This is a genomic window from Pseudomonas sp. NFX98 (assembly GCF_047784845.1).
Classification (GTDB): domain Bacteria; phylum Pseudomonadota; class Gammaproteobacteria; order Pseudomonadales; family Pseudomonadaceae; genus Aquipseudomonas.
Genome location: NZ_JBLNNF010000001.1, coordinates 475,995 through 492,853, shown reverse-complemented (window position 1 = coordinate 492,853; position 16,859 = coordinate 475,995). Strand labels below are relative to the sequence as shown.

General features: G+C 59.0%; 17 protein-coding genes and 1 other RNA gene. 14 read left to right on the top strand and 4 right to left on the bottom strand.

Annotated features, from left to right (window positions below):
• Positions 1-259: 259 nt before the first annotated feature.
• The 5 genes from petA to ACM110_RS02220 all read left to right on the top strand — a co-directional run bounded on the left by petA (position 260) and on the right by ACM110_RS02220 (position 4,044).
• A complete protein-coding gene (gene petA, locus ACM110_RS02240) occupies positions 260-853 on the top strand; it encodes a ubiquinol-cytochrome c reductase iron-sulfur subunit (RefSeq protein ID WP_338582928.1) in 594 nt (197 codons plus the stop codon).
• Positions 853-2,064: a cytochrome bc complex cytochrome b subunit gene (locus ACM110_RS02235; RefSeq protein ID WP_338582927.1), complete on the top strand. Its 1,212-nt coding sequence runs from the start codon at positions 853-855 to the stop codon at positions 2,062-2,064. The genes petA and ACM110_RS02235 overlap by 1 nt, the downstream gene beginning before the upstream one ends.
• Positions 2,064-2,846: a cytochrome c1 gene (locus tag ACM110_RS02230; protein ID WP_338582926.1), complete on the top strand. Its 783-nt coding sequence runs from the start codon at positions 2,064-2,066 to the stop codon at positions 2,844-2,846. The genes ACM110_RS02235 and ACM110_RS02230 overlap by 1 nt, the downstream gene beginning before the upstream one ends.
• Positions 2,847-2,996: 150 nt before the next feature.
• Positions 2,997-3,614, top strand: coding sequence for a glutathione S-transferase N-terminal domain-containing protein (locus ACM110_RS02225; protein WP_007972581.1), 618 nt, complete (start codon positions 2,997-2,999; stop codon positions 3,612-3,614).
• Positions 3,615-3,630: 16 nt separating this feature from the next.
• Positions 3,631-4,044 carry a ClpXP protease specificity-enhancing factor gene (locus ACM110_RS02220; protein WP_338582925.1) on the top strand — a complete coding sequence of 138 codons (414 nt, stop codon included), beginning with the start codon at positions 3,631-3,633 and terminating at the stop codon, positions 4,042-4,044.
• A 171-nt stretch (positions 4,045-4,215) separates the two neighbouring features.
• Here ACM110_RS02220 and ACM110_RS02215 read toward each other — a convergent pair whose 3' ends face one another.
• The 4 genes from ACM110_RS02215 to ACM110_RS02200 all read right to left on the bottom strand — a co-directional run bounded on the left by ACM110_RS02215 (position 4,216) and on the right by ACM110_RS02200 (position 7,659).
• A complete protein-coding gene (locus tag ACM110_RS02215) occupies positions 4,216-4,794 on the bottom strand; it encodes a BON domain-containing protein (protein WP_416126364.1) in 579 nt (192 codons plus the stop codon).
• Positions 4,791-5,384, bottom strand: a complete 594-nt coding sequence (locus ACM110_RS02210) for a phosphoheptose isomerase (protein WP_007972584.1) — start codon at positions 5,382-5,384, stop codon at positions 4,791-4,793. Before ACM110_RS02210 ends, ACM110_RS02215 begins: the two co-directional genes overlap by 4 nt.
• 101 nt (positions 5,385-5,485) lie before the next feature.
• Complete coding sequence (locus ACM110_RS02205) at positions 5,486-5,848, bottom strand: YraN family protein (RefSeq protein ID WP_416126410.1); 363 nt, start codon at positions 5,846-5,848, stop codon at positions 5,486-5,488.
• Positions 5,848-7,659: a penicillin-binding protein activator gene (locus ACM110_RS02200; RefSeq protein ID WP_416126363.1), complete on the bottom strand. Its 1,812-nt coding sequence runs from the start codon at positions 7,657-7,659 to the stop codon at positions 5,848-5,850. Before ACM110_RS02200 ends, ACM110_RS02205 begins: the two co-directional genes overlap by 1 nt.
• A 208-nt stretch (positions 7,660-7,867) precedes the next feature.
• Between ACM110_RS02200 and rsmI the strand changes: the two genes are divergently transcribed.
• From rsmI to mraY, 9 genes are all read left to right on the top strand, one after another.
• Positions 7,868-8,740, top strand: coding sequence for a 16S rRNA (cytidine(1402)-2'-O)-methyltransferase (rsmI, locus tag ACM110_RS02195; protein WP_416126362.1), 873 nt, complete (start codon positions 7,868-7,870; stop codon positions 8,738-8,740).
• 75 nt (positions 8,741-8,815) lie between these two features.
• An RNA gene (gene rnpB, locus ACM110_RS02190) (RNase P RNA component class A) lies at positions 8,816-9,169 on the top strand.
• 354 nt (positions 9,170-9,523) lie between these two features.
• Entirely contained in the window at positions 9,524-9,979 is a 456-nt protein-coding gene (mraZ, locus tag ACM110_RS02185; protein WP_416126361.1) for a division/cell wall cluster transcriptional repressor MraZ, read from the top strand.
• Complete coding sequence (rsmH, locus tag ACM110_RS02180; RefSeq protein WP_416126360.1) at positions 9,976-10,923, top strand: 16S rRNA (cytosine(1402)-N(4))-methyltransferase RsmH; 948 nt, start codon at positions 9,976-9,978, stop codon at positions 10,921-10,923. The genes mraZ and rsmH overlap by 4 nt, the downstream gene beginning before the upstream one ends.
• On the top strand, positions 10,920-11,213 hold the full coding sequence (gene ftsL / locus ACM110_RS02175) for a cell division protein FtsL (protein ID WP_338582919.1): 294 nt from the start codon (positions 10,920-10,922) through the stop codon (positions 11,211-11,213). Before rsmH ends, ftsL begins: the two co-directional genes overlap by 4 nt.
• Complete coding sequence (locus ACM110_RS02170; RefSeq protein WP_416126409.1) at positions 11,213-12,952, top strand: peptidoglycan D,D-transpeptidase FtsI family protein; 1,740 nt, start codon at positions 11,213-11,215, stop codon at positions 12,950-12,952. Before ftsL ends, ACM110_RS02170 begins: the two co-directional genes overlap by 1 nt.
• Positions 12,952-14,415, top strand: coding sequence for a UDP-N-acetylmuramoyl-L-alanyl-D-glutamate--2,6-diaminopimelate ligase (locus ACM110_RS02165; RefSeq protein ID WP_416126359.1), 1,464 nt, complete (start codon positions 12,952-12,954; stop codon positions 14,413-14,415). Before ACM110_RS02170 ends, ACM110_RS02165 begins: the two co-directional genes overlap by 1 nt.
• On the top strand, positions 14,408-15,775 hold the full coding sequence (locus ACM110_RS02160) for a UDP-N-acetylmuramoyl-tripeptide--D-alanyl-D-alanine ligase (RefSeq protein WP_416126358.1): 1,368 nt from the start codon (positions 14,408-14,410) through the stop codon (positions 15,773-15,775). Before ACM110_RS02165 ends, ACM110_RS02160 begins: the two co-directional genes overlap by 8 nt.
• Complete coding sequence (gene mraY, locus ACM110_RS02155; protein ID WP_016773275.1) at positions 15,775-16,857, top strand: phospho-N-acetylmuramoyl-pentapeptide-transferase; 1,083 nt, start codon at positions 15,775-15,777, stop codon at positions 16,855-16,857. The genes ACM110_RS02160 and mraY overlap by 1 nt, the downstream gene beginning before the upstream one ends.
• Positions 16,858-16,859 lie beyond the last annotated feature (2 nt).

Genomic DNA, 16,859 nt, shown 5'->3' with positions numbered 1-16,859 from the left:
ACGTTCAAAAAAGAACGCCCGGATTCCTCACGGAACCGGGCGTTTTTTTATGCGTGCGATTTATCAAAGAATTGCGCTGTGACAACTTGCCACAGCCGTAGACCCCCTATACTACAAGGCTTGGCAGTGGTGCCCTGGGGTAATTACCTTGTCAGAATTGGGGCTTTTCATTACCATTCGGCAAAATTTTTATAAGTACATAGATTTACTTAGTAGATGCCTGATTTAACAGGCCACAAAGCTGATGGGAGAGGACTGAATGAGCAATGACGGCGTGAATGCAGGCCGGCGTCGCTTCTTGGTAGCAGCCACATCCGTGGTGGGTGCTGCAGGAGCGGTGGGGGCTGCGGTCCCGTTCGTGGGGTCATGGTTTCCCAGTGCCAAGGCGAAAGCCGCAGGTGCACCGGTGAAAGTGAATGTCAGCAAAATCGAGCCAGGCCAGCAGATGATTGCTGAGTGGCGCGGCCAGCCGGTATTCATCGTCCGCCGTACACAGGAAATCCTGGGGAATCTGAAAAAGATCGAGGGCCAGTTGTCTGACCCGACCTCCAAGAACTCGACACAACCGACCTATGTCGACCCGGAAGTTCGGTCGATCAAACCTGAAATTCTGCTGCTGATCGGTATCTGTACCCACCTGGGTTGCTCACCGACCTTCCGTCCCGAAGTGGCACCTGCTGACCTGGGCAAGGACTGGGTAGGTGGCTATTTCTGCCCTTGCCACGGCTCCCACTACGACCTGGCTGGCCGCGTCTACAAGTCGCAACCTGCGCCTTTGAACCTGCCAGTTCCCCCGCATTCCTATGAGACCGACGACATCATTGTCATTGGCGTCGATACGGAGAAAGCGTGATGAGCAAGTTCATGGATTGGGTTGATGCGCGCTTCCCCGCAACCAAAATGTGGGAAGACCATCTCAGCAAGTACTACGCCCCGAAGAACTTCAACTTCTTCTATTTCTTTGGCTCCCTGGCATTGCTCGTTCTGGTCAACCAGATCGTCACCGGTGTCTGGCTGACCATGAGCTACACCCCGTCTGCGGAAGAGGCATTTGCTTCCGTCGAATACATCATGCGCGACGTCGAGTACGGCTCGATCCTGCGTCTGCTGCACTCCACCGGCGCTTCGGCGTTCTTCATCGTGGTCTATCTGCACATGTTCCGTGGCTTGCTCTACGGTTCGTACCAGAAGCCGCGTGAGCTGGTGTGGGTCTTCGGCATGCTGATCTATCTGGCGTTGATGGCTGAAGCCTTCATGGGCTACTTGCTGCCATGGGGCCAGATGTCCTACTGGGGCGCCCAGGTGATCATCTCGCTGTTCGGTGCGATCCCGGTCATCGGCAACGACCTGACCCAGTGGATCCGTGGTGACTACCTGATTTCCGGTATTACCCTGAACCGCTTCTTCGCCTTGCACGTGGTGGCCTTGCCGATCGTGATTCTCGGTCTGGTGGTGCTGCACATTCTGGCGCTGCACGAAGTGGGTTCGAACAACCCGGACGGCGTGGACATCAAGAAACACAAGGACGAAAACGGCATACCGCTGGACGGCATTGCCTTCCACCCGTACTACACCGTGAAAGATATCGTCGGCGTGGTGGTGTTCCTGTTCATCTTCTGTTCGATCGTGTTCTTCTTCCCGGAAATGGGCGGCTACTTCCTCGAGAAGCCGAACTTTGAAGTGGCGAACGCCTTCAAGACCCCAGAGCACATTGCTCCGGTCTGGTACTTCACGCCGTTCTACGCAATTCTGCGGGCGATTCCGGACAAGCTGATGGGCGTAATTGCCATGGGCGCTTCGATTGCCATGCTATTCGTCCTGCCGTGGCTGGACCGTAGCCCGGTCAAGTCGATGCGCTACAAAGGCTGGCTGAGCAGGATCTGGCTGTGGGTGTTCTGCATCTCCTTCGTGATCCTGGGTGTGTTGGGCGTTCTGGCTCCGACTCCAGGTCGTACGCTGCTGTCGCAGGTATGTACCTTCCTGTACTTCGCCTACTTCATTCTGATGCCGTTCTACACCCGGCTCGAGAAGACCAAACCGGTACCGGAAAGGGTGACTGGCTGATGAAAAAACTATTTGCTGTATTGATGCTTGCCGCACTGCCGGTATTCGCTTTCGCTGCTGAACACGGCGGTCCCGAGCTGGAAAAAGTCGACATCGACGTTTCCGACAAGGCTGCCATGCAGGACGGCGCACGTACGTTTGCCAACTATTGCATGGGTTGCCACAGTGCCAAGTTCCAGCGTTATGAGCGTGTTGCCGATGACCTGGGCATTCCTCACGAGTTGATGCTTGAGAAGCTGGTGTTCACCGGCGCCAAGATCGGCGACCACATGAGCATCGGCATGCAGCCGGCTGACGCCAAGACCTGGTTCGGTGCGGCACCACCCGACCTGACCCTGGTTGCTCGCGTTCGCGGTACCGACTGGCTCTATGGTTACCTGAAGTCGTTCTATGAAGATCCGTCGCGTCCTTGGGGCGTGAACAACAAGGTCTTCCCGAACGTCGGTATGCCGAACGTGCTGGTCGGCCTGCAAGGTCGTCAGGTTGTCGGTTGCAAACAGGTTCAGATCGTCGAAGACGGCAAGAAGCAATATGACCCGCTGACCGGTACGCCGCTGACCCATGAAGCGTGCGATCAGCTGACCATCGTGCCGAAAAGCGGTGCTTTGACCGAAGAGCAGTTCGATGAGAAGGTCAAGAATCTGGTAACCTTCCTGGCTTACTCGGCTAACCCGGTTAAGCTGCAACATCAGCGCATCGGTACGTATGTATTGCTGTACCTGGCGTTCTTCTTCGTATTCGCTTACTTGCTCAAGCGTGAATACTGGAAAGACGTGCACTGATAAAGCTTCAAGCAATTGCTGTTAATCGCGCGCGCCCAAGGGCGCCTCTGAAAGTGTAACGAGCCTGGTCTTACAGGCGTTACGGGAGGTGCCCTCTGGGCGCGCTCGTTTTTCCGCTTACGATAATTTTTACAAGCGAGGAGGACCGCCATGGGCGTGACCAATCGGTTGGCCTGTTACTCCGACCCCGCCGACCACTATTCCCACCGAGTGCGAATCGTACTGGCAGAGAAGGGTGTCAGCGCCGAGATCATTTATGTGGAAGCTGGCCGCCAGCCGCCTAAACTGATCGAAGTGAACCCTTACGGCAGTTTGCCCACCCTGGTCGATCGTGACCTGGCGTTGTGGGAATCTACGGTGGTGATGGAATACCTGGATGAGCGTTATCCGCACCCGCCACTCCTGCCGGTTTATCCGGTGGCGCGTGCCAACAGCCGTCTGTTGATCCATCGCATCCAGCGCGACTGGTGTGGGCTCGTGGATCTGATCCTGGATTCGCGGACCAAGGAAGCCGCTCGCGCCGTGGCGCGTAAAGAGTTGCGTGAAAGCCTGACTGGCGTGTCGCCGTTGTTCGCCGACAAGCCGTTTTTCCTCAGTGAGGAACAAAGCCTGGTGGATTGCTGCCTATTGCCAATACTCTGGCGATTGCCGATTCTGGGTATAGAACTGCCGCGGCCTGCCAAGCCGCTGCTTGATTACATGGAGCGCCAGTTTGCGCGTGAGGCTTTCCAGGCGAGTCTGTCTGGTGTCGAACGCGATATGCGCTAAGGCTTAAGGAGCCGCTATGAACTCCAGTCGACCTTATCTGGTCCGCGCGCTCTACGAGTGGATTGTTGATAACGATTGTACCCCGCACATGCTGGTCAATTCCGAGTATCCCTCGGTACAGGTGCCGCAGGGTTTTGCCAGCGACGGGCAGATTGTCCTGAACGTATCGCCGCAAGCCGTGCGTCATTTGCACATGGACAACGACGCGGTGAGCTTCGAAGGCCGCTTCGGTGGTGTGCCGCATACGCTTTACGTGCCTATCGCATCGATCCTGGGGATCTACGCCCGGGAGAACGGTCAAGGCATGGTGTTTGATCTGGAGTCGCCTATGGGCGAAGACGACGACATCGAGCCGGATGATGATCTTCCGCCACCGGACAGCGAGCCGCCGCGACCAAGCGGGCGGCCAAGTTTGAAGGTGGTGAAGTAATAAAAAAGGCGATCCGAATGGATCGCCTTTTTTATTACTTCACCACCTTCAAACGTAGGAGCTGTCGAGTGGAACGAGGCTGCGATCTTTTGACTTTGCTTTTTAAGATCAAAAGATCGCAGCCTGCGGCAGCTCCTACACGGTAGCGTTCAGATCAATAAGCGGTTTGCATCAATCGATGTACTCAAACAGCTTCACAATCTTCTGCACACCGGAAACACCTTGCACCAGATTGGTTGCCTGGGCGGCTTCCTGTTTGGTCAGCAAGCCCAACAGGTAGACGATACCGTTTTCGGTGACAACCTTGATGCGTGAGCCGGGGATGTTCGGGTCGGTCAGCATCTGGGTCTTGATCTTGGAGGTCAGCCAGGTGTCATTCTGGCGGGCAAGGAAGCCGGAGGGTGGCAGAACCTGTATTTCGTTGTGTACCGTCTTCACGCGCTGAACGGCAGCGGCAGCCTGTTCGGCCTTGGCCTTGAGGTCGGCGCGCGGAGTTTGACCGGCGAGCAGTACGACGCCGTTGAAGCTGGTGACAACGATGTGCGAGTCGTTATCCAGCGCGGGGTCGGCTTTGGCAATGTTCACGCCGACTTTGGTGTCGATCAGGGAATCGTCGATCTTGCTGCCGAAGGTGCGGGTGCCACGGTCATCTTCGATCGGTGCTTCACGGCTGGCATTCACCACTGAGGTGCAGCCGCTGATGCCGAGGCACAGGGTCAGGGCCAGTAGGCCGAGGCGATTAGGGGTCATTCTTCACTCCCGAACAGTTGGCTGTCGATCAGATCGCATAAGCAATGGATCGCCAGCAGGTGGACTTCCTGAATACGTGCGGTGACGTTGGCCGGTACGCGAATCTCCACGTCTTCGGGCAATAGCAGCGACGCCATGCCGCCGCCATCGCGACCGGTCAAAGCTACGACAATCATTTCGCGATCATGTGCGGCCTGGATCGCTTGAATTATGTTCGCCGAGTTGCCGCTGGTGGAAATCGCCAGCAGTACATCGCCGGGTTGACCCAGCGCACGGATCTGCTTGGAGAAGATTTCGTTGTAGCTGTAGTCGTTGGCGATCGAGGTGATCGTCGAGCTGTCGGTGGTCAGCGCGATGGCCGGCAGGCTCGGGCGCTCGCGTTCGAAGCGATTGAGCAGCTCCGACGAGAAGTGCTGGGCGTCACCGGCAGAGCCGCCATTGCCGCAGGAGAGCATTTTGCCCTCGTTGAGCAGGGCGTTGACCATGACCTGGCTGGCTTGCTCGATGTGCGGTGCAAGTACTTCCATCGCCTGTTGCTTGGTGTCGATACTGGCCTGAAAAAGCTGGCGAATTCGCGATTGCATGTCCATCTGTGTGACCTTAATGAGCGCGGCTGTCCGGCACGTGAAAGTGCAGCCCGCAAAACAAAGAGCAAAAATGTTGGGTGGTGTCCGCTTCGTGGCGCAGGCGATCAGCTGTCGAAAGCATTCTGCAACCAGTTCAACTGATCGAAGTTGCTATCAATGGCAACCACGTCGAAGCGGCAAGGGGAATTGGCCCAGCGTGACTCACGCTGAAGAAAATACTGCGCGGCAAAAATCAGTTTCTGCCGTTTGCGCTCATCGACGCTATCGAGCGCGCCACCCCATTGAGTGTTTTTTCTGTAGCGAACTTCAACGAATACTACTGTATCGCCATCTAGCATGACCAGATCAAGCTCGCCGCGTTTACACAACCAGTTCTGCGCCAGCAGGCGCAGCCCTCGTTGTTGAAGATGCGCGAGCGCATGGCGCTCGGCATCCTTGCCGCTTTGCTGGCGTGACCTGTCAGGCATCAGCGAGGTGTGTTCGGCAGGCGTTGAACCTGACCGCTGACGAACTCGGCCCACGGCAACTGCCGTACGACACGCTGGTTCTGGGTCATGCTCAGGCTACCCGACTGGCCTTCAATGCGACTGTCCGGCAGGGCCTTGAGTTGTCCCAGGCGTGGCGCCAGGCGATAGGCATCGACGCCCATTGCGTACAGGCGACCCAGGCTGCCGGCCGCTTGCGGCCATTGTGCCGTGACTTGCTGGCGCAGCGGATCGTTGGCATCCAGCAGCCATGGGGTTTCGCAAAAGCGAATGCCGTTCATGTCGTTGTACTGGTTTACGTCGCCGCTGGCGCTGAACACGTGGGAAGTGGCGTAGACCGGAACGTCACCCGCGTACTGGAAGTTCAGGGTCGGTTTGATCTGTTGCGCCTGTTGTGGCGTGGCGGCCAGGAAGATGAACTCGATGTCCTGGCGGCGAGAAGGCTGGGCGGCGACTTGCGAACCGACCGTGCTTTGCAGGCTCTTGGCGCGACCTTCGCTCTGGCGCAGCTGGAACATGTCGGCAATCTGCTGGGCCAGTTGAACCGGCTGGTCGACGCGTTCGGTGGCGACAATGCTGCCGCCGTTCGCTTGCCAGTCCTGGCTGAACGCCCGAAGTACACGGTCGCCCCATTCGCCTTTCGGCACCATGATGGCTGCGCGATGCAAGCCGTCGGCGCGAGCGCGGCGGGACACTTCACGGGCTTCGTCTTCTGCGGCAAGACCAAACTGGAACAGTTGCGCCGGGCCTTGATCGCCTTCGCTGTAGTTCAGCGCCAATGTGGTGATCGGCAATTGCGGGCGAGTGCTCAGCTGTTTGACCAGCGGCTTCTCCAGTGGGCCGACCACCAGTTGCACGCCATCGGCCTGGGCCTTGCGATAGAACTCGTCCATGGACGTCAGGCGCGAGCTGTCATAGAACTCGATGGCTGGCGGCTTCTGTCCGGCTTGTTGTGCCTGGTAGTGCGCGGCCATGAAACCTTCGCGAAGCGCCTTGCCGACCGAGGCCAGCGGGCCATCCTGTGGCAGCAGCAGAGCGATCTTGCCCAGGGGCTGGCTGGCCAGTTCTTTGAGCTTGGTCAGGGGCAGCGGCAGTTCAACGGCGGCCGGGTGTTTTGGATTCTGCTTGCGCCAGTTGTCGATGGCGGCCTGCTGCTGTTCCAGGGTGCCGGCAGTTTTCACCGCCAACGCCAGGCCCATCCAGCCGCCGAGATCGTCAGTGGTATTTGGCTGCAATTGGTCGGTCGGCAGCGAAGCGATCAGTGCCCAGATCGCTTCGTGGTTTTTGCTGGCGGCTTCACCTTTGAGCATCGGCGCGATAAAGATGCGTTCCTTTGCGGCGGCCAGTGTCTGGCCATCGGCTTCAAGGGCGCGGGCGCGAACGGTGCCGGTGCGGATCTGTTGCTCTTCCGGCAATTCGCCCAAGCGCTGCATGCTTGGATGGCTCAAAGCGGTCAGCGCAGCTTTCGGCTGGTTGCGGGTCATGGCCAGCTCTGCGGCCAGTGTGCTGGCGAATACCTGCTGGCCGGGCTTGAGTTGCTCCACGGGCACTTGTTGCAGGATTTGCGCGGACTGGGCGGCATTGCCCTGACGGTAGGCCAGGTCCGCTGCGCTCAGGCGCAACAGGGCGGCGTCTTCCGGCGATTTGCTTTGGGCTGCCTTCTCGAGCAGTTGCTCGATACTGGCATCCGGGGTCCGAGGAAGTTCGCCAAGGCTGGAGGAGGGCGAGCTGGCGCAAGCCGCCAGCAAGGCAGCGAGGCAGAGGGCAGTGAACAGCCGCAGGCAAGCGATCATGTAGTGTTCCTGATACTCGATCAAATTAGCGTGGAATTGTACCCAAGCACTGGCCGGGGCGCGATGTTACTGGCATGAATCGATCAATTTAGCTGGTAAAAATGTTGCGGTGCGGCACAAACGGCCGCAAAACCGAGTGCTGCTTGCGCGTATCGCGAGCGTCGCGACGCGTTACAATGGCGGCTTTATCGATCATGAGGTGTGCGCTTTGACTGCTCCAGGTGCTTTGAATTCCGCTGCTGGCTCGCTTTATGTGGTGGCGACGCCCATCGGCAACCTGGACGACATCAGTGCGCGTGCGCTGAAAATCCTTCGCGATGTCGCGTTGATCGCCGCCGAGGACACCCGCCATTCCCAGCGTTTGATGCAGCACTTCGGTATCCAGACGCCGCTGGCAGCTTGCCATGAGCACAACGAGCGCGATGAGGGCAGTCGTTTCATTACCCGTCTCCTCGCTGGCGACGATGTGGCGCTGATCTCCGATGCCGGGACGCCGCTGATTTCCGATCCGGGTTATCACCTGGTGCGTCAGGCCCGCGCTGCCGGGATCAATGTGGTGCCGGTGCCGGGTGCCTGTGCGTTGATCGCGGCATTGTCGGCGGCAGGGTTGCCGTCGGACCGTTTTATCTTCGAAGGGTTTCTTCCGGCCAAGGCGGTGGGAAGACGCGCTCGTCTTGAGGCGATAAAGGAAGAACCGCGCACGCTGATCTTTTACGAAGCCCCGCACCGCATCCTTGAATGTCTGCAGGATATGGAGCTGGTGTTCGGCGCCGAGCGTCCGGCATTGCTGGCTCGCGAACTGACCAAGACGTTCGAAACCCTCAAGGGCTTGCCTCTGGCCGAATTGCGCCAGTTCGTCGAGTCGGACAGCAATCAGCAGCGCGGAGAATGCGTGGTGTTGGTGGCGGGATGGACGGCGCCAGAGTCCGAAGATGCTGTCAGCAGTGAGGCGATGCGCATTCTGAATCTGTTGCTCGAAGAAATGCCGCTCAAGCGTGCTGCGGCATTGGCGGCGCAAATTACCGGCGAGCGTAAGAATGTTCTTTATCAGGTCGCGCTGGATAAACAGAAAAGCGAATAAAACCCGACGCGTAGGCATGCTCAAAGGCGTTTAGCGCTTGTTCTTCGGGCGCTCTGCCGTTAACCTTCGCGGCGGAGAGTCGATCGGACAGTCGCTGCCCTCTATGAAAATTAGGGGGGGGAGGAAAGTCCGGGCTCCATAGGGCGAAGTGCCAGGTAATGCCTGGGAGGCGTGAGCCTACGGAAAGTGCCACAGAAAATAACCGCCTAAGCGCTTCGGCGACGGTAAGGGTGAAAAGGTGCGGTAAGAGCGCACCGCACGTCTGGCAACAGTTCGTGGCTAGGTAAACCCCACTTGGAGCAAGACCAAATAGGGTCCCAAGGCGTGGCCCGCGCTGGGACCGGGTAGGTTGCTAAAGATGTCCAGTGATGGCCATCGTAGACGAATGACTGTTCAAGACAGAACCCGGCTTACAGATCGACTCTCCACCTTTTTCTCTCCTCTGCTTAAATCATTGAGCAGGGGGCGGTGATAGCAATTTACCTTCTTACACAATCATCTGCAGAACCCCTGTTGTAATACCGAAAAAATCTTACTCTTAATAAATTACTTTAACTTCCGAACGCAGCCTTCCGTGCTGATTCAAGTTATCGGGCAGTTTTACCTGCCGAATTCTCGTTACCCCTCCTTTTATGCTCCTAAATCTCAGTTCTGTAAGGGTTTTCCTTTAATCCGCGCCTTGACGGTGTGGTGGGCGCATTCCTATAGTGTGCGCAAGTGGCGGAAAGTGGCATGAAGTGGGTTTTTTGAACTCAAAACGCTAGAATTTGGAGAAACGCTGACGTGTTTCGCGGAGCCAACGCTATCAGTCTCGATGCAAAGGGCCGTCTCGCCATGCCGAGCCGGTACCGTGACGAGCTCGTTTCGCGTAGTTCCGGTCAGTTGATCGTCACAATTGATGCCGTTGATCCGTGTTTGTGTGTTTACCCCCTCGATGAGTGGGAAATTATTGAAACCAAACTGCGCGCACTGCCTTCGCTTCGCGAAGAGAACCGCCGCCTGCAACGTTTACTGATTGGTAATGCCGTCGACCTCGAGCTCGATGGCAGTGGTCGTTTTCTGGTTCCACCGCGTCTTCGTGAATATGCCAGGTTGGATAAGCGCGCGATGTTGGTAGGCCAACTGAACAAGTTCCAATTGTGGGACGAGGATGCCTGGGATGCGGTTGCTGCCGCTGACCTGGCTGCTATTCAACAACCGGGCGCCATGCCTGACGAACTGCGTGATTTGATCCTGTGACTATTGATAGCGGCTTTAACCACATCACCGTACTGCTTGACGAAGCCGTCGAGGCTCTCGCCGTACGTCCTGATGGCTGCTATCTGGATGGCACGTTCGGGCGCGGCGGGCATAGCCGGTTGATCCTCAGTCAGCTCGGTCCTGATGGCCGGTTGCTGGGATTCGACAAGGATCCTCAAGCGATTGCCACCGGGCAGACGCTAGCGGCCGAAGACGGCCGCTTTGTCGTTGTGCAGCGCAGCTTTGCCGAGCTCGGATCCGAAGTGGCCGAGCGCGGTCTGCACGGCAAGGTCAGCGGTATTTTGCTCGACCTCGGCGTGTCTTCGCCGCAGCTCGACGACCCTGAGCGCGGCTTCAGTTTCCTCAACGATGGCCCGCTCGACATGCGCATGGACCCGTCCCGCGGGATCAGTGCGGCCGAGTTCGTCAACACCGCGCCCGCGGAAGAAATCGCCCGGGTGTTCAAGGAATACGGCGAAGAGCGTTTTTCCGGTCGCATGGCCCGTGCCGTGGCCGAGCGTCGCGACATCAAACCGTTCGAGCGTACCGCCGATCTGGCTGAAGTATTGAAAGTCGCCAACCCGGCATGGGAAAAGGGCAAGAACCCTGCGACCCGTGCGTTCCAGGGCTTGCGTATTCACGTCAACAACGAACTGGGCGATCTGGAATCCGGCCTCGAAGCCGCACTGGAATGCCTGGAAGTGGGCGGTCGCCTGGTGGTGATCAGCTTCCACTCGCTTGAAGACCGTATCGTCAAATTGTTCATGCGCAAGCTGGTGAAGGGTGAAGCCGACAACCTGCCGCGCAACCTGCCGGTTCGGCACGTCGCCTTCGAACCGAAAATCAAAGTCCATGGCAAAGCGCAGACGGCCTCCGACGCCGAACTCAAAGCCAACCCACGTTCCCGTAGCGCTGTCATGCGTGTGGCGGAGAAGCTGCGGTGAGCAGGCTTTTCGCCAAGCCACTGCCCGGCGGAAGCTTTTTCATGCTGCTGCTGTTTGTTGGCGTGCTCGTTTCTGCGATCGGCGTGTCCTACAGCGCGCACTGGAATCGCCAATTGCTGAACTCGCTGTACAACGAGTTGAGCGTGCGCGACAAGGCGCAGGCTGAATGGGGCCGGTTGATTCTTGAGCAGAGCACCTGGACGGCGCATAGCCGTATCGAAGTGCTGGCCACCGAACAACTGAAAATGCGCATTCCCGGTGCCGCCGAAGTGCAGATGGTGGCGCCATGATGAAACTCGAAGGCGCACTCTTTCCGTGGCGTTTCCGCCTGGTGGTGGGTTTGCTCGGCGTCATGGTGGCAGCGATTGCCTGGCGCATCATCGACCTGCAAGTGGTCGACCGTGACTTCCTTAAAGGTCAGGGTGACGCGCGCAGCGTTCGTCACATTCCGATTCCGGCTCACCGTGGTCTGATCACCGACCGTAACGGCGAGCCGTTGGCCGTGAGTACGCCGGTGACGACGCTGTGGGCCAACGCCAAGGAAATGCAGCTGGCCAAAGAGAAATGGCCAGCATTGGCTGCCGCACTCGGGCAAGACCCGAAAGCCTTGGCCGAGCGTCTCGAAGCACAAGCCAATAAAGAATTCATTTACCTGGTGCGCGGGCTGACGCCTGAGCAAGGCCAGGCTGTGCTCGACCTGAAAGTGCCCGGCGTCTACGGCATCGAAGAGTTCCGCCGTTTCTACCCTGCCGGTGAAGTCACCGCGCATATGGTCGGTTTCACCGACATCGACGATCACGGTCGAGAAGGTGTCGAACTGGCCTACGACGAATGGCTCGCCGGGGTGCCCGGCAAACGACAGGTGATCAAGGACCGGCGCGGCCGGTTGATCAAAGATGTCCAAGTCACCAAAAACGCCAAGGCCGGAAAGCCCTTGGCGTTGTCCATTGACCTGCGCCTGCAATACCTGGCCAACCGCGAGTTGCGTAACGCGATCATCGAGAACGGCGCGAAGGCCGGCAGCCTGGTGATCATGGACGTGAAGACCGGCGAGATCCTCGCCATGGTCAACCAGCCGACCTACAACCCGAACAACCGTCGCAACCTGCAGCCGGCGATGATGCGTAACCGCGCGATGATCGACGTGTTCGAGCCAGGCTCGACCATGAAAGCGATCTCGATGAGCGCCGCGATCGAAACCGGGCGCTGGAAACCGAGCGATACCGTCGAGGTGTACCCGGGCTCCTTGCAGATCGGCAAGTACACCATCAAGGACGTCTCCAAGACCGAAGGTCCGGTGCTCGACCTGACCGGCATTCTGATCAATTCCAGTAACGTCGGCATGAGTAAGGTCGCGTTCGATATCGGCGGCGAAACCATTTTCCGTCTGGCGCAGAAAGTCGGCCTCGGCCAGGACACCGGTCTTGGCTTCCCGGGCGAGCGCGTCGGCAACCTGCCGAACTACCGCGAGTGGCGCAAGGCTGAAACCGCAACGCTGTCCTATGGCTACGGTATTTCGGTGACGGCGATCCAGCTGGTGCACGCCTTCTCGGCGCTGGCCAACAACGGTCGTCTTGCACCGCTGACACTGATCAAAACCGACAAGGCGCCGCAAACCACCCAGGTATTGCCGGAAGCTGTCGCGAAAACCATGCAAGGCATGCTGCAACAAGTGATCGAAGCCCCGCGCGGTGTATTCCGTGCGCAGGTGCCGGCGTATCACGTGGGCGGCAAGTCCGGTACTGCGCGTAAAACTTCGGTCGGCACCAAAGGCTATGCCGAGAACTCCTACCGCTCGCTGTTCGCCGGTTTCGGCCCGATGAGCGATCCGCGGTACGCCATCGTGGTGGTGATCGACGAACCGACCAAGGCCGGTTACTTCGGTGGCCTGGTATCGGCGCCGGTATTCAGCCGTGTGATGTCCGGCACCTTGCGCCTGATGAACGTCACCCCGGACAACCTGCCACCTACTCAACAAGCGAACGCTACGCCGGTCGTTCCACTGAAAGCCAATGGAGGGCGCGGCTGATGTCATTAAGTCTGAACAAGATATTCCCCCACGCCGGCCACGATCTGTTGATCCGTGAATTGGCGCTGGACAGTCGCAACGTACGTGCCGGGGACCTGTTCCTCGCGGTGCCGGGCGGCAAATTTGATGGCCGTGCACACATCACCGATGCACTGGCGCGGGGAGCGGCTGCCGTGGCTTATGAAGTGGAAGGCGCCACTGTGCTGCCGATCACTGACGTGCCATTGATTCCGGTCAAAGGCCTGGCGGTGCAGCTGTCGGACATCGCCGGGCGTTTTTATGGCGAGCCGAGTCATCACCTGAACCTGGTGGGCGTGACTGGCACCAACGGCAAGACCAGCGTGACCCAACTGGTTGCCCAGGCACTGGACCTGCTCGGCCAGCACTGCGGCATCGTCGGCACGCTCGGCTCCGGTTTCTACGGCGCGCTGGAAAGCGGCCTGCACACCACGCCGAATCCGATTGCCGTGCAAGCGACCCTGGGCGACCTGAAAAAGGCCGGTGCCAAAGCGGTCGCGATGGAAGTGTCTTCCCATGGTCTGGATCAAGGCCGTGTCACTGCGCTGGCATTCGATGTAGCAGTGATGACCAACCTGTCCCGCGATCATCTGGACTATCACGGCACCATGCAGGCTTATGGCGAAGCCAAGGCCAAACTGTTTGCCTGGAACGATTTGAAGTGCCGTGTGGTGAACCTCGACGATGATTTCGGCCGGCAACTGGCCGCCGAAAAACTTGAATCGCGGCTGATCACCTATAGCCTGCTCGACAGCAGCGCCTACCTCTATTGCCGCGAAGCGCATTTCGACGACGAAGGCGTGCGCGCCACGCTGGTGACGCCGCAGGGCGAGCACCATCTGCGCAGCACCTTACTCGGCCGTTTCAACCTGAGCAACGTACTGGCAGCGGTCGGCGCCTTGCTCGGTCTGGATTACGCGCTGGACGAAATTCTCAAGGTATTGCCGAAACTCGAAGGCCCGGCCGGTCGCATGCAGCGCCTCGGCGGTGGTACTCAACCATTGGTGGTGGTCGATTACGCCCACACCCCGGATGCTTTGGAAAAAGTACTGACGGCATTGCGTCCACACGTAAAAGGTCGGTTGCTGTGCCTGTTCGGCTGTGGCGGCGATCGCGATCGCGGCAAGCGTCCGCTGATGGCGGAAGTGGTCGAGCGTCTGGCCGACGGCGTGCTGGTCACCGATGACAACCCTCGCACCGAAGATCCTTCAGTGATTTTTGACGACATCCGCGCCGGTTTCACGGCTGTGGATAAAGTCACCTTCGTCGCTGGCCGTGGCCAGGCGATTGCCCAGTTGATCGCGAGTGCTTCGGCGGACGACGTGATCGTGTTGGCCGGCAAAGGTCACGAGGACTATCAGGAAATCAATGGCGAACGCCACGCCTTCTCCGACCTGGTCGAGGCTGATCATGCCCTGACCGCGTGGGAGGTGGCCCATGCTTAAAGCCTTGAAACTGAGCGAATTGACCGGCGCGCTGAATGCCCGCCTGATTTCTGCCGATGCCAGCTTCGACGGTGTCAGCATCGACAGCCGTGCGATCAAACCGGGTCAGTTGTTCATTGCCTTGGCCGGTCCGCGCTTCGATGGTCATGACTACCTCAATGACGTGGCGGCCATAGGCGCCGTGGCGGCATTGGTCGAGCGTGAAGTGGCCGACAGCACATTGCCGCAATTGCTGGTCAGCGATACCCGTCAGGCGCTGGGGCAACTGGGCGCGCTGAACCGCAAAGCCTTCACGCATCAGGTCGCAGCCGTCACCGGTTCCAGCGGCAAGACCACGGTCAAGGAAATGCTCGCGAGCATCCTGCGCACGCGCGGTCCGGTGCTGGCGACCCGTGGCAATCTGAATAATGACCTCGGCGTTCCGCTGACCCTGCTCGAACTGGCGCCGGAGCATACCGCCGCCGTGATCGAACTCGGCGCCTCGCGCCTGGGTGAAATTGCCTACACCGTCGCCATGACCAAACCCCACGTGGCCATTCTCAACAATGCCGGGACCGCCCACGTTGGCGAGTTCGGCGGGCCGGAAAAAATCGTCGAAGCCAAGGGCGAGATTATTGAAGGGCTGGAGGCCGATGGCGTCGCCGTTCTCAATCTCGACGACAAGGCGTTCGGTATCTGGAAGGCGCGCGCCGGTGATCGCAAAGTGCTGACATTCGCCTTGAGCAATACCAGCGCCGATTTCTACGGCAGTGATCTGGCCACCGATGCACGCGGTTGCCCGGCGTTCAACCTGCACAGCCCCGAAGGTGTGGAGCGTGTGCAATTGAACCTGCTCGGCACCCACAACGTGGCCAATGCCATGGCCGCTGCGGCGGCTGCCCATGCCTTGGGCGTTTCGCTATTCGGTATCGCCACTGGCCTTGGCGCGGTGCAACCGGTCAAGGGGCGCACCGTTGCGCAAATCGCGACCAACGGCATGCGCGTGATCGATGACACTTACAACGCAAACCCCACCTCGATGTGCGCCGCCGTTGATATACTCGCCGGCTTTTCCGGACGCACCGTTCTGGTGCTCGGGGATATCGGCGAGTTGGGCGATTGGGCGGAGCAGGGGCATCGCGACGTGGGCGAGTACGCCCGTGGCAAGGTTTCCGCGCTGTACGCCGTCGGACCCATGATGGTTCACGCCGTCAACGCCTTCGGCCCGCAAGCCTTTCACTTCAGCACGCAGGCTGAACTGATCAAGGCCCTGGGCGCCGAGCAAGACACAAACACCACCATTTTGATCAAGGGCTCGCGCAGCGCCGCGATGGAAAACATCGTCGCCGCTTTGTGCGGGACCAGCCTGGAGAAACATTAATGCTGCTGCTGCTAGCGGAGTATCTGCAACAGTTCTACAAAGGCTTCGCGGTCTTCCAGTACCTGACCCTGCGCGGGATTCTCGGTGTATTGACCGCGCTGGTCTTGTCGCTGTGCTATGGCCCGTGGATGATCCGCACCCTGCAGAACCGTCAGATCGGCCAGTCCGTTCGTAATGACGGTCCGCAATCTCACCTTTCCAAGTCCGGCACACCGACCATGGGCGGCGCGTTGATCCTGTCGTCCATCGGCGTCAGCACCCTGTTGTGGGCTGACTTGAGCAACCGTTACGTCTGGGTCGTGTTGCTGGTGACCTTGCTGTTCGGCGCCATCGGCTGGGTCGACGACTACCGCAAAGTGATCGAGAAGAACTCCCGTGGCTTGCCAAGCCGCTGGAAGTATTTCTGGCAGTCGGTGTTTGGCCTCGGCGCGGCGATCTTCCTTTATATGACCGCTGCCACTCCGGTGGAAACCACGCTGATCCTGCCGATGCTCAAGGACTACAGCATTCCGCTGGGCGCCGGCTTCATCGTGCTGACCTACTTTGTGATCGTCGGTTCGAGCAACGCGGTCAACCTGACCGACGGCCTCGACGGCCTGGCGATCATGCCGACCGTGATGGTCGGTGGTGGCCTGGGCATTTTCTGCTACCTGTCGGGTAACGTGAAATTCGCCGAATACCTGCTGATTCCTTATGTGCCGGGCGCGGGCGAGCTGATCGTGTTCTGCGGCGCGTTGATCGGTGCGGGCCTTGGTTTCCTCTGGTTCAACACCTATCCGGCACAAGTCTTCATGGGTGACGTCGGCGCACTGGCGCTGGGCGCAGCCCTGGGCACCATCGCGGTGATCGTTCGTCAGGAAATCGTCCTGTTCATCATGGGCGGCGTGTTCGTGATGGAAACCCTGTCAGTGGTCATTCAGGTTGCCTCCTTTAAGTTGACCGGTCGCCGCGTATTCCGCATGGCACCGATTCACCACCACTTTGAACTCAAGGGCTGGCCCGAGCCGCGTGTGATCGTCCGTTTCTGGATCATCACCGTGATTCTCGTGTTGGTCGGCCTTGCCACCCTGAAGCTGAGGTAGAA